We start from the raw sequence: 12,560 nt of genomic DNA, 5'->3' as shown, positions 1-12,560 counted from the left end.
CCCATCTGGCTGTAGATGATGGCAAAGCACAGCGGCAGGTTGATCACGACATGGCCGATGCCGGCGGCAAGCAGCGATTTCGGCACGCCGGCCCAGTTGAACAGCACCAGCAGCCCCATCCCGATGATGAGATAGCTGACCGTCAGCGGCAGGGTGATCAGCCCGCGCAGCAGGCCGGAGCCAGGCAGGACGAAGCGGGCAAAGCCCCAGGCGGAGAGAAAGCCGAGCGTGACGGCTGCGAGCGAGGAGATGGATGCCACCAGCAGCGAGTTGACCAGCGCCGAGGTCAGCCGCGTGTCCGAAAGAACCGCATCGTACCAGCGCAGCGACGGGCCGGTGAAGGGCGGGATCGGGAACGACGTCGCCTGCAGCGAAAACAGCACCAGCACGACGACCGGCAGGAAGATGAAGCCGTAGACGGCGAGCGCGTAGAGCCAGGAGGCGATGCGGACAATCCGGCGCATCTCAGGCCCGCTCGATCTTCAGCCAGCGCGCGCAGGCGAGATAGGCTGATGTGACCACCGCCATCAGGATGATCGACAGTGCGGAGGCCAGCGGAAAATCGCCGCGCCTGCCGATCTGCATCATCACCAGCTGCGGCATCAGTAGCTCGTTGTTGCCGCCCAGGATCTGCGGCGTGATGTAATCGCCGATGCACAGCACGAAGGTCAGGAAGGCTCCGACCATGATGCCGGGCAAGGTCAGCGGCAGCACGACATGCAGGAAGGTGCGCACCGGCCCGGCGCCGAGATCGGCGGCCGCCTTGCGGTAGCTCGGGCTCAACTGCTTGAGGTTGGCAAAGATGGTCAGCGTCAACAGCATGACGAAGAAGTGCACGAAGCCGGTGACGGTGGCGAAACGCGTGTTGGCGAGTTGCAGCGGCTCGCTGAATAGGCCAGAGCCGGTCAGCGCCCGGTTGACGACGCCGTTCTGCGCCAGCACCAGCAGCCACGAGTAGGAGCGCACGACATAGGAGGTCCAGAACGGCAGCACGGCCAGCATCAGTGCCAGCCGCTGCCAGCGCTCCGGAACCTGTTCGGCGAGGATCCAGGCAAATGGATAGGCGAGCAGCACCGAGATCACGGTGACGATCGCGGTCACCTGCAGCGAGTTCACCATCGCCTGCCAGTAGGACGGGTTGGTGAAGAACTGGCTGTAGTTGGACGCCGTGAAGCCGCCGCCCTCATGCGCCGTCAGGCTGGAAAACCCCATGGCGATGAAGGGCAGCACGAAGAACAGCAGCGTCCAGCCGAGCGCCGGCGTGACCAGCGCCCAGGGCAGAGCAGAGCCCGCCCGGGGCAGGGCCGCCCGGGGCAGAGCAGAGCCCGCCCGGGGCAGGGCACGTCCGTTGTTTGCCGAGCTGCTCATGAGCGCTATCGGCTCATTTCGTCTGCAGCATTTCGGTCCACATATCCTGCATCTTCTTGTCGAGATCGGCGTTCGGCGCCGGATAGGCCTGGGCGCGCGCCAGGAAGCCCGGCTGCTCGTCGAAGCGCAAAACCTTCTTCTGGTCGTCGGTGAGTGCGGCCTTGGTGTTGGCCGGCATGCCCCAATAGCAGGAGGAGGTGGCAAGGCGCGCCTGGCCTTCCGGGCTCATAATGTACTGGATAAACTTCAGCGCCATGTCCTTGTTCTTGGAATCCTTGAACATGGCCAGCGACTGCGACCAGAGAATCGCACCCTCCTTGGGGACCGAGAAGTCCAGCGCCGGGTTTTCCTTGGCCAGGCCCGCCGTCACCCATTCGCCGCCGCCGACCAATATGTCGACCTCGCCGGTCGCAAGCGCCGTCTGGCTGGCGGTCACTTCGCCGACCAGCTTGGCATTGGCCTTCATCTTCAAGAGCTCGTCCTTGAGGGCGGGCAGGTCGGCTTCGGTGAGATCGGCCGTCTTCTTGCCGATCGCCAATGCCGCCATGCCGATGACCGGCAGGTAGTAGTCGTAGATGGCGACCTTGCCCTTGTACTTGTCGCCGGTGAGTGCTGCCATCGACTGCATGTCGGCCGGATCGACCTTGGTCTTGTTGTAGCCGATCGTGTTGTAGCCGAACTTTTCGGTGATGCCGTAGCGCTTGCCGCCGACCACGGTGGAGCCGTCCATCTTCACCTGCGGGAACAGGTCGGCCAGCGGCAGTTTGTCTTCCGGCAACTGCTCGAACAGTCCCTTCTCGACGCCGCGCGGCACGTCGATGCTGTCGATCACCATCACATCCCAGTCGCCGGGCTGCGACTGCTCGACGATGGCGAGGCCGGCGCCGGTGCCCTCGAATTCCTTGACGTTGACCTTGACGCCATTGGCCTCCTCGAAAGGCTGCAGCAAGGCCGGATCGGCATGATCGCACCAGATCAGCGCGTTGAGATCGGCGGCCTGCGCGCTCGTCGAAAGCAGCAGCGCCGCGGCTGCGGCAGCTGTGCGCAAACGGGTCTTCAGGATGGAAAGCGGATTGCTGGCTGTGTGTGACATCGAGTGTTCTCCCTTGCCTTTGTGGCTTCTTGCAAAAAATTGAACCAATTCTAAAATTGAGTCAATTCTGTTTTTATGGCAAGAGGCTGGGAATGAGCGGATTGCGGGCTAGGCAAAAGGCGGACCGGCACCGGCGTATCATCGAGGCGGCGGCCGAACTGTTTCGCGAGGCCGGCTACGAAGGCGCCAAGATCGAGGCGATCGCCGCGCAGGCCGAGGTCTCTGTCGGGACGATCTACAACTACTACGAGAACAAGGGCGACATCCTCGGCGCCATCGTCTCGCTGGAGGTCAACGAGGTGCTGAATGCCGGGCAAGGCGTCGTCGCCAAGCCGCCGGCCAATGTCGGCGACGCGCTGGACACGCTGGTCGGCATCTATATCGAGCACTCGCTGCACTATCTCAGCAAGGAGATGTGGCGGCAGGCGATGGCAATCTCGACGCAACTGCCCGACAGCCCGTTCGGCCAGGCCTACACCGCGCTCGACCGCGCCCTGACCGAACAGATCCGCGCCCTGATCGCCCGGCTGCAGGAGATTGGCCTGGTGCGCCAGGACATCGACGGTGCAGCGCTCGGCGAACTGATCTTCAACAACATGAACATGATGTTCATCGAATTCGTGAAGCGTGACGCGGCGAAGATACCGGAACTGCGCGCGGCGATACGGAGGCAGAATAGGATATTGGTGGCGGCGATTGGGGTGTGACACGTCAGGAGCAGGCAGGAGAAAGCGTCGCTTCCGCATAGACCTGGTTTCAGACGCGGGTCGCCTCTTGAGTTGCGTTTGAAATCTGGTACAACCTAGGAGGGCATAAATAGGGGGAGGGGTAAATGGGGACGTTTTCAGTCTGGCATTGGGCGATCTTGCTGCTGTTGATCGGCGTGCCTGTTTTCCTTGCCGTTCGATCAGCCGCGAAGCCGTCACAGAATCCTGAGGCTCTTGTGGGCTTCGGCGGCTGGCTGATGCTGCTGGCTATCGGTCAGGCAGTGTCACCATTGCGGACGCTTGCCGACTTCGCCAATTCGGCCGACGGCTATCAGCAACTCATGACCCTCTCGAACGGGCCGCTGGCGGTGTATGGCGAGGTTGCCCTTAATCTGGCATTTCTGGCGCTTCAGCTGGTTGTGCTCGTTTCGATGCTGCGGCGTAGCCGCCGCTTTCCGCAATTGTTTCTGCTCCAGTGGCTGGCGATTCCCGTCGTGTTTATCCTGGACGCGATCTGGGTTGCGTCAGTTCTGGGCGTTCCGGTGAGCCTGGTGCTCGCAGGCGATGCGCTGGTGGCCCCCATAGTCTCGTTTGTGGTGACAGGGCTCTGGGTCGCCTACGTCTACAAGTCTGTCAGGGTGCGAAACACGTTCACCAGGATTGGGGCATCCGCCCAGGTTGCGAGCGCGTCATAGAAGGCAGCCCAATTTGGGATATTTTGGAGCATCGGGGCTCGACGAACTGATCTTCAATGACATGATGTTCATCGAGTTCGTGAAGCGCGACGCGGCGAAGATACCCGGAGCTGCGCGCGGCGATCCGCAGGCAGAACTGGATTTTGGCGGCGGCGATCAGGGTGTGACCTCGTGCACCACTATGTCGTCATCGAACCTGGAACGGCCAAATCCCGAGCCGAATGACCGCACTGTCGTCCGTGACGGCTGCGAGCTTTTGGAAGGTCTTTATTTCGGCCTCGTTTATACGTGCAGCCCGCGCTTTCGCCTGGAGATCAGCCAGGCGCGCCACGAGCGCTTGCGACGTCTCGACTTCAGGGCTCATCATTTTCATTTGTCCGATTTCAGCGGCGGTTTGACGAGCACACCCCGCCGCCATCCCTGCCGGCGGGCGTGGCCGGTTCGAAGTTTCAGTCGTAGACTTTCACAATCTTGCGTGTGCTCGGGTCCACCAGAACCGTTCGGTTGTCGACCAGCGGTATTTGACGTTGGGGACCTCGTGGAGCTCGACCGTGTCTGGCAGAGCCGTGCCGACGTTCAACTCCACCCCCGGAAGCTTCACAGAAGCCAAGGGTTGCTTCTTCACGTATTCGCGCACGACGGTGTCCTGTTCCTGTGTGACAACCACATCCTGTGCCGCAACCGCGCCGACGCTGGCCAACAGCAAGAGCGCCGCAGCGGCGCTGCTTAGGTGCATCCTCATTGTTTTTCTCCTCTTGTAACTGGCGGCAGCACGATCGGCTGGCCACCCGAACACGTCGCCAGGCCAAACGTTCCTCATACGGGCTTCTGGCTGAACCTGCGCAGGACCAAAGTCTGATTGGCAAACGCAATGGTCTTACCCGTTGGGAGTAGGCGGAACGGCTTAGGCCTAAAGGTTGTTGTCTCTGCAAACGCGGAGAGAAACAGTGGAAAAAAGTGTCGGACAGGCGCGATGGTTGCTCGCACCGATTTTGGCAACAGCCATCACCTTCCTGGTGATCGGGATAGTCCTTGGCTGACATGACGTGGATCGGCGCGGCTACGTCCCTTCCTGCGCTGATAGGACCCGTGAGCCGCTTCGGCGGCTGGCGGGTCCTGTATTTCACCGTGCCCTGGGCTGCTCATTCGGCAGCGCGCTCTTTTTAGCTCAGGTACCTTGGGAGGTTTATTATGGATCGGCGATCCTTCTTGACTGCAATGTTTGGTGTTGCCGGGGCAGCGGCCCTTGCAAGCGCTGTCCGCCCAATCGACGCAGTGGCGGGTGTTCCAGGAGCCGGACGCGGCATCCTCGATGAACTTGAGACGCCACAAACAGCGACCTTTGACGAAGATGCACAGGCAGAAGTGCAGCAAGTCTACCATCGGGACTGGCACCACCGTCCCCACCGCCGCCGCCGGCGAGGCTGGAGACGGGTTTGCCGCAGTTACTGGCGGCATGGCCGCCGTCGCGTCCGGTGCTACCGCCGACGGGGACCTTCGGTCGTCCTTCGATTTTAACTAGTTTTCCGCCTTGGCCCGTTCCGGCTCGCGCGCCGAGAACGGGCCGGTTGGGATTTTTTTTGGTGAACGATAACAATGACATTGGTCCAAAGATTGAATGCGAGTGGCAGCGCAAACCAACCGGGAAATGACAACGACCATGCCGCGGGGTTTGCGGACGCCGTCTCGTTGCCGGACGAGGAAAACATTGCCGACCTTGTCAGGCGAACAGAGCGCATGGCCATTTTGGTGGTTCTAGGAATGGGCGGCTGGTTGATGTTAGTGCCCGCTATTTACCTTGTACTGACCCACGGGATATGAACGACTTTCGGTGTCGCGGTAGCTGACTGCAGCATGTCAGCGGAAGCTAACGCAACATCCATGCGCGTCCAAAGTTGAATTGCGGGAGCATCGCATCGCGGCTTCCGCACCCCGTTTCCTGTATCGGCAATATGGGGACGGGCTGTTTTGCTGGCGCGAGGCACAAGTGTCTGGAACCACCTATTATAGTGGTCCACGTCCGGCATGCTGGGAAGGCGCTCTCATCCAACCAGCCGCGCATACTCGGCCTCCGGTTTGCCGTAGGTGCCGTTTGCGCAAGCCGCAAGGCCGCTGCGGTCCCTGATATGCACTTCGCCTCGTCGAGAATAGATGAAACCGCGCCCTTCCAGCACTTGCAGTCCAACGGTAACCCCTGGGCGTCTTGCTCCAAGCATGATGGCGAGAAACTCGTGGGTGATCGCAAGGCGTTCGCCGTGGACCCGATCGTCACACATTAGAAGCCAGCGCGCCAACCGCTCTTCAAGGTTTGATTTTGCGTTGATCAGGGCCGTATAGCTGGTCTGGATGTGGAAGTAGTGGACATAGCGCAACAGGAACAGGCGCAACGTTGGGCTGTTCGCAAGAGCCTCCTTGAAGGGCTCGGCTCCGATCCTGAAAGCGCTGCCGGGCGACTGAATGTAACATTGATGCGCCGCATAGTCAGCGCCCATCACGAGCGCGGCACCGGTCATTCCCTCAAAGCCGACAAGACCTACCTCGGCCTCCTTACCTGAAGCCGCCGCGACCACAGAGGCAATGCCGTCTTCCAGGAAGTAAACCGTCTCGATCTCCGAATCGGCTTTCTCCAAGGTCATTTTCAGCTCGAGGTCACACAGTTCAAGGTGTGGCTGCAAAAGCCCCAGGTCACCAGGGTTAAGCCGACGCAACAATTGGTTTTTATAGGAATCGTTCTCTTGATTGGTCATAGCTCAATCCCGCTTGGGGCAAGAGCTTTCCAATCTCCCTGCCGTCCGCGCCCGTAAACACGTGCAGACGATTTAGAGAAGATACGCCCACTGGCGCGCGATTGACAGTGAAATGCGACCTGATGCACGGCGTCCCCCAGCCGCCGAATTACAAAACAGGGGTGTGCAAAGTTAAAGGGTTGGAATCGTACAGAACTCTGCTTCGTACGAATCCGACAATTTCGTGATCGCGGCCAACGCCGGCATGATGTGCATGGTTATCGATGTCGAGGTAGAGCGACGAGAAGGCGACTGGCAGGACCGACTGGCAACGCGAAGGCTGTGCTCCATAACGGGTCAAACAATTTGGCATCTAAATTGCTCTGACAGGTATGGGGTGGGCGAGAGCCCGTCGCTTCGCAAATGGAGCGGCGGGTCTACTCTACCAGCGACTGTCGAATGGCCACAGCAACAGGATGTACCCGCTTTTCAGCAGAAGCTAACGGAACATCCGGGCGCGTCCAAAGTTGGATTGCAGGAAGCGCCGCATGCCGGCTTCCGCAGCCCGTTTCGTGTCACCGGCAATGTGGGCGGGACGGGCTGTTTTGCGTCGGTACGCGATTTATCCAAGCGGTGACTACTTGTGGGTAATCCAGTCCAACAAGCCTGCGTCAACCTGCTCGCACCCGACATATTCGCGGACCAAGCTTTCAGCCAGGTGGCGCCATTCACACTCGGGAACGCCTGTTTCCCGGACCAGGTTTCGAAATGCAGAGCGGAGAATGTCGGCATCGAAGGCCGAGACGGCAACAGGATCTGGGTCCGGATCTTCCCAACCTCGGGCCAGGTCATCGCAGTGACGTTGGCGAAGGCGCTTGAGCAGTTCGCGCGAGGCCTCGATTGCCAGTCGGGAGTGGTCCATGCCGTGGCGGAATGAGGCGGTTCCGGCCAGGGAATGGTGCCGCAACCGAAAGCTGGTTTCTATAGCCGCGCGTGCGACGTCTATATGCGTTTCAACCATCGCGGCCTCCCTTCCTGCGAAGGGATTTATTTACTCTCTTTTCGCGCGCGACCCAAGAAGGATTCAACGTACGGTTTGATACGCAAGGGCGGCGTGCAGAGGGCTGCGGATCGTGGACGTCTCTAACGAGCATTCGGGCGTGAGCAAGCTGTTCGAGCAAGACCAGCATTTGCTGCTCGCTCATAGGCAAGGTCGGCACGCAAGATTCTCGCCAATACAATCTCGTCAAGCGCGCTGACCCCAGTTTTGGATCAGGGTCCAATGTGGCGGAAATACAACGGCACATATCGGCGCGCTCTGCTACGAGAGGGTGGGTTACAGGGGATCACCTATGAAGAAGCTGCTTCTTGGTTTGTCGTTGTCTCTGCTGGCTTCGTCGGCGTTCGCTGCCGATGCCATGGTCGAAGAAGTCGCCCCGGTTTTCAGCTGGACAGGTGGGTATATCGGTCTTCAGGCAGGCTACGCTCGGGGTGATGGAAATATACGGCAGGCCAACGGCCCGGGCTTCATTGAGACAGATCCTGACGGGTTCCTTGGAGGTGTCTACGCCGGTTACAACTACCAGATGCCGAACAATATCGTCATTGGTGCGGAACTGGACGTCGTATATGCGAATGTTGATGGCAGCGGCCAAATATTCGCCGCTCCCGGTCTCCCATTTCCGGGCGGCATCGGGATCGAGGAACTTAAGTGGAGTGGGGCGGCAAGACTTCGACTGGGATATGCCGTTGATCGCTTGCTTCCCTATGTCGCGGGTGGCGTTGCATTTGGCGGCATCGACGCAAGCAGTAATACCGTCTCAGGTTCTTTCGGAGACACATTTACTGGATGGACGATAGGCGCGGGCTTGGACTACGCCATGACCGACAATCTTCTGCTGCGCGCCGAGTATCGCTTTACTGATTTCGGCACTGAATCATTGCCGAATGGTAATGTTGATCTGAAGATCAATGAGGTTCGCTTCGGCATCGCCTACAAATTCTAGGCCACTGAAGGCCATAGAGAGAGCCTGCCGCCCAACCGCGACGGCCTTTTTCTTTGCGCAACAACAGGGAAATATCTCGGCAATGCGTCGTCGCATCCCTGGGACGGCGTCTCCCGCCTGGTTCCTGTCTTAGTGGTGGCTTTGGGCGTGGACCGCTTTACATGCCTTGAGGAAAGTAGGAATATTGTCCTCGGGTGAGGCGACTCTTAAAAGGTGTCGCAATGGCTCGGTCAAAACCTTCGAAGCGGTTATCACAGGCTGAAATCGAGCGCTTTCTCGTGGCGGCGGAAGCGCTGCACCTGAGCATCATCAAGCCGTTCATATCGCCGCATTGCGACCATTACAGAAAGAGCGCGTCCTGCATGAGGTGCTGTTAAAGGCGGTGCGGGAAGTCACCGGGAAGGATGCTACGTTCATCAGGTGGAACTTGACCGGCCCAGCACGACAAGGGCCGGAGCACCCGGCAGAAGAGCCCCATAGCATTGTCCGGAACGGACGAAGGGCCTGAACCGCGAACTATTTGCGATCCAGGCCCCTGGCCGTCGGGTTCTTGGCGACATTGCGCCCGCGGAATGCCATTCACAAGCTGGACCTTGGTCTTGCTATTCCTGCGGAGCGCGTCAACGTCGGAGACGCGCTGAACAGTTAGAATTTCATCGCGATGCCGACGCGGAAATCGTGCGTCTGAAGCGTGTGTTCCAGCGTGCATCCGCCGCCGCAATATTCAAGCGACTTCTTGCCGAAGAAGGAGAAGTCGTATTCGCCTCGCAAGAACACGTTGTGTGTGAGAGCGACGTCGATGCCTGCTCCAACAATACCACCGACCAAAGTTGCATCCCGCTCGGCGTTTCCACCTGGATAGAACGTCTTCAGCTTTGCGGCGGTTACACCAGCCGTGACAAACGGCATGTAGGCTCCGATGTCCATGCCAACGCGACCCTTTACGGATCCGAACAAACCTGTGGAGGCGTCGAGAACGCCTGGGCCTGGAATATCGTCGAAGGTGTTCTTCTTAAAGCGGTAGCCAAGCTCGCCTTCAACGCCATAGACAATCTTGCCGGATTGGAAGTTATAGCCTGCAAAGCCGCCGACCGCGGCCGAGCCGACGTTGTGCGTTGCGCCAGCCTGGGCGCCCGGCTCATAGATCTTGTAATGTTCCAACGTTCCGGCGCCGAACACGCCGGCGTATGGCCCTTGCCAAGTCCATTCAGGGGTGTCGACAGGAGCGGTCATCATATCGGCAGCGATGGCCGGAGCCGCCGAAAGCGCAACGAATGAAGCGAGCAAAAAAGCTTTCATGAAATCCCCATCAAATCGCCAAGCGCTTTATATCGATGAGCCTGCAACTTTGTATGTAGCTAGGAAGTCACACCTGTAGACTAAGTTGCTGCGCCTGAATTCGGCGACTAGGTATCAGGAAGGCCGGTGCAAACAGGCATCCCGCGAGGAGCTCCGGACTTCCGCGGCCGAACACCGGCGCCGCCACAACCTCTGGAATGAAACTCAACGCCGGCGAGGAATGGCAGTCAGGTTTCGACGCGGGCATTATCCAGAAATTCGAGAGCGGAGCGTGGAAGGTGCCGTTCTAATCTTCAATAAATCCCGCCGCCGCACGGTGGCGGGCTTTCCACATGGTGATGCTCCGGGGCGGATATTCTCGCGGGTAAGTGCATGATTTCCAACGTGGATCAGGCGGCGGATCGAACTCGATGACAATAGATTAACTGTCTGAATTTACTCAATTGCCGCACTTTTGCTGGTGCCCCCGGACGGAATCGAACCGCCGACCTTCGGTTTACAAAACCGCTGCTCTACCAGCTGAGCTACAAGGGCACGGCGCTCCGGTTAGCATATTTGTTGCGCCAGTAAAGACAAAACTCCGTTTTTTCCCGGCATGCCGCGTGGCCCGTCGACGAGAGCATCCTGAAAACCGCTAGATTGCTTCCTACATCTAGGGGAGGTGCAATCGCTTTGCGCAGGGGTGTGGCATGATCAGATTAGTCATCATTCTCCCGATCATCTTCGTGGCCTGGATGCTGCTGGTGAAAATCATCAGCGATGTGAAGAAGGCCAATGTCGACTGGACCGGCGTCACCACCATCATCGGCTTCATCGCGCTGGCGTTCTGGCTGCGCCATGTCACGGGGATGGGGTGAGAGAGAGCGAATAGTGAGTAGCGAATAGCGAATAGCGAATAGGGAACGGCAACGTAGCGATTGGTAAGTGGCGTTCCTGCCTTTTCCTACTCGCTATTCGCTATTCACTATTCGCTTGGGCCAAAGGCCCCACAAAAAATCTCCTCGACCTATCGAACCTTTTGCCGCGCCGCGCCGACTGATGGTTAGAGGCGAATGGGTCGCCTCGATCAAGGATCCAGGAGATCATCATGTTCAAGCGCACTCTTACCTCAGGCCTCGTCGCCATTTTCGTCGCCACCGGCGCGCTCGCCGGCACTGTCGGCACGTCGTCCGCCCACGGCATGCACGGCCATCATCACAACCACCATCACAAGAAGCACTTCAAGAAGTTCTGGTGGAAGCACTACAACCACCACCACAACCATCACCACAGGCACGGCAGGGTGATCATTTTCCTTTGATGGAGGGACCCAGTTCTCCCAAGAGGGCGGCTTCGGCCGCCCTTTTTGCGTTGGCGTTGCGAAGTAGGGCGGGCAAAGCTAGCGATCTCGCCCGCAAGCTACGGCATGCACACATTTCCAAACAACTGGTCTTTGGCGATAGGGTGCATGGCAGCTTGGCGCATGCATTGCCTTTTGCGGCGCTGGTCGACCCCCACTCCGTCTCGGCTTCGCCGAGCCACCTCTCCCCCGATCGACGGGGTAGAGGAAAGGCGCCAAGCTTTTGCCGTTAACGCTCGTCCAGCAACGCTCCTTTCCTTTCCCTCCGGAGGGGGGAAAGGTGGCGCTGCGAAGCAGCGACGGATTGGGGGAACCACGTGGTAATCAGGCATCGGGCAGATCAGAAGGTATGTGCATAGCGTAGACGTCCATCGGGGAGATCTGCATCGTCAATGTTCTCGCCAACCTCTTCCCGTCGCCGTCACAAAGACCTTCGGTCCCAGAAGATCGACAAAAGATTCGAACCTTTTTCCTGGCTGCGACGACAGATGATCAAGAGGCGGATGGATCGCCTCGGTCAATGAAGCAAGGAGATCGTCATGTTCAAGAACACACTCGTTTCCGGCCTTATCGCCACCGCCGTCGCCGCAGCCACGCTGGCCGGCACCGTGCAGCCTTCGGCCGCTCACAGCCATCACCACAATCACGGCCTCGGCATCGGCATTGCGGCCGGCGTCGGCGGCTTTGTCCTCGGCAGCCTGCTCGCCCAGCCGCGCACCGTCTATGTCGACGAAGGCGGCGGCTCGTGGCATGTCCGCCGCTGCTACGATCGTTACGCCAGCTACGACGCGGACTCCGATACTTATCTCGGCCGCGACGGTTACCGCCACTATTGCCGTCTTTAGAGGGGAGGACCGTTTCAGCAACAGAGGGGCCCATGCGTGCCCCTCTTCTGTTCTCGGAATGGTAGCGGTGCGTGCTCCATCGGCCGATTCAGCGCAGAAAGGATTGGGCCGGGCGGCAGACCGGGCGGTGTACAGAGATTTTCCGAGCGTCTATTCTGACCGCGAAACGCGGGGAGAGACCTTTGGACGAGCAGGACCCCAGGGAAGACCTGGTCGAAACGGTTTTCCGCAACGGCACCGTCACCGCCGTCGGCATCCTGCTGGCGTTTTCGCTGGGCTTCATCACGCATTGGGCCGCCAACCCGATCCCCTGGCAGACCTACCATCTTGTCGCCGTCCTGCCGATCCTGGCCGGCATTGCCTTGCAGATGCGGGCGCTCTCGCTGCTGCTCGACACGAAATGCCTGCAGCGGCGCATCTATGAACATGCCAACCGCATCTTCATGGCCGGCCTGATATTCACCGCCTGCGGCGTCGGCATG

At 59.5% G+C, this 12,560-nt stretch carries 13 protein-coding genes, 1 tRNA gene and 3 pseudogenes; 8 read left to right on the top strand and 9 right to left on the bottom strand.

Annotated features, from left to right (window positions below; all coding sequences use genetic code 11):
* The 3 genes and pseudogenes from EN749_RS19275 to EN749_RS19265 form a co-directional block, all read right to left on the bottom strand.
* Positions 1-464: pseudogene (locus tag EN749_RS19275) on the bottom strand (ABC transporter permease); the annotation flags it as partial.
* A gap of 1 nt (position 465) precedes the next feature.
* On the bottom strand, positions 466-1,368 hold the full coding sequence (locus EN749_RS19270) for an ABC transporter permease (protein WP_128363727.1): 903 nt from the start codon (positions 1,366-1,368) through the stop codon (positions 466-468).
* 13 nt (positions 1,369-1,381) lie between these two features.
* Entirely contained in the window at positions 1,382-2,461 is a 1,080-nt protein-coding gene (locus EN749_RS19265) for a spermidine/putrescine ABC transporter substrate-binding protein (protein ID WP_128363726.1), read from the bottom strand.
* A 92-nt stretch (positions 2,462-2,553) separates the two neighbouring features.
* Here EN749_RS19265 and EN749_RS19260 point away from each other — a divergent pair, with 92 nt between their 5' ends.
* Entirely contained in the window at positions 2,554-3,168 is a 615-nt protein-coding gene (locus tag EN749_RS19260) for a TetR/AcrR family transcriptional regulator (protein WP_127396424.1), read from the top strand.
* Positions 3,169-3,293: 125 nt separating this feature from the next.
* Positions 3,294-3,863: a DUF2569 family protein gene (locus EN749_RS19255; RefSeq protein WP_128363725.1), complete on the top strand. Its 570-nt coding sequence runs from the start codon at positions 3,294-3,296 to the stop codon at positions 3,861-3,863.
* A 187-nt stretch (positions 3,864-4,050) separates the two neighbouring features.
* On the opposite strand, the gene EN749_RS19245 is transcribed toward EN749_RS19255, so the two are convergent.
* From EN749_RS19245 to EN749_RS19220, 4 genes and pseudogenes are all read right to left on the bottom strand, one after another.
* Entirely contained in the window at positions 4,051-4,236 is a 186-nt protein-coding gene (locus tag EN749_RS19245) for a hypothetical protein (protein ID WP_189367594.1), read from the bottom strand.
* A gap of 76 nt (positions 4,237-4,312) precedes the next feature.
* Positions 4,313-4,605 (bottom strand): annotated as a pseudogene (locus EN749_RS19240) (DUF1236 domain-containing protein).
* 1,300 nt (positions 4,606-5,905) lie between these two features.
* Complete coding sequence (locus EN749_RS19225; RefSeq protein WP_127810305.1) at positions 5,906-6,610, bottom strand: Crp/Fnr family transcriptional regulator; 705 nt, start codon at positions 6,608-6,610, stop codon at positions 5,906-5,908.
* A 616-nt stretch (positions 6,611-7,226) separates the two neighbouring features.
* Positions 7,227-7,610 (bottom strand): hypothetical protein, encoded by a 384-nt coding sequence (locus EN749_RS19220; RefSeq protein WP_127810306.1) that lies wholly within the window; start codon positions 7,608-7,610, stop codon positions 7,227-7,229.
* A gap of 331 nt (positions 7,611-7,941) precedes the next feature.
* On the opposite strand from EN749_RS19220, the gene EN749_RS19215 reads away from it, so the two are divergent.
* Entirely contained in the window at positions 7,942-8,595 is a 654-nt protein-coding gene (locus tag EN749_RS19215; protein WP_128363724.1) for an outer membrane protein, read from the top strand.
* A gap of 221 nt (positions 8,596-8,816) precedes the next feature.
* Positions 8,817-9,103, top strand: a pseudogene (locus EN749_RS38870) (hypothetical protein).
* A gap of 137 nt (positions 9,104-9,240) precedes the next feature.
* Here the strand turns inward: EN749_RS38870 and EN749_RS19205 are convergent.
* Entirely contained in the window at positions 9,241-9,894 is a 654-nt protein-coding gene (locus EN749_RS19205; RefSeq protein ID WP_127321675.1) for an outer membrane beta-barrel protein, read from the bottom strand.
* A 458-nt stretch (positions 9,895-10,352) separates the two neighbouring features.
* Positions 10,353-10,428 (bottom strand) — tRNA-Thr (locus EN749_RS19200).
* A 155-nt stretch (positions 10,429-10,583) separates the two neighbouring features.
* Here EN749_RS19200 and EN749_RS19195 point away from each other — a divergent pair.
* From EN749_RS19195 to EN749_RS19180, 4 genes are all read left to right on the top strand, one after another.
* Positions 10,584-10,751 (top strand): hypothetical protein, encoded by a 168-nt coding sequence (locus EN749_RS19195; protein WP_127268088.1) that lies wholly within the window; start codon positions 10,584-10,586, stop codon positions 10,749-10,751.
* A gap of 230 nt (positions 10,752-10,981) precedes the next feature.
* Positions 10,982-11,194, top strand: a complete 213-nt coding sequence (locus EN749_RS19190; RefSeq protein WP_127396883.1) for a hypothetical protein — start codon at positions 10,982-10,984, stop codon at positions 11,192-11,194.
* Positions 11,195-11,772: 578 nt separating this feature from the next.
* Complete coding sequence (locus EN749_RS19185) at positions 11,773-12,078, top strand: BA14K family protein (protein ID WP_127268086.1); 306 nt, start codon at positions 11,773-11,775, stop codon at positions 12,076-12,078.
* A gap of 182 nt (positions 12,079-12,260) precedes the next feature.
* The coding region (locus tag EN749_RS19180; protein ID WP_128363723.1) for a hypothetical protein at positions 12,261-12,560 on the top strand (300 nt) is incomplete at its 3' end.

The sequence above is a fragment of the Mesorhizobium sp. M7A.F.Ca.ET.027.02.1.1 genome (assembly GCF_004022985.1).
In the GTDB taxonomy this organism is placed as follows: Bacteria; Pseudomonadota; Alphaproteobacteria; order Rhizobiales; family Rhizobiaceae; genus Mesorhizobium.
The sequence above is the reverse complement of the archived record's forward strand: the minus strand, read 5'-3'. Positions and strand labels throughout refer to the sequence as shown.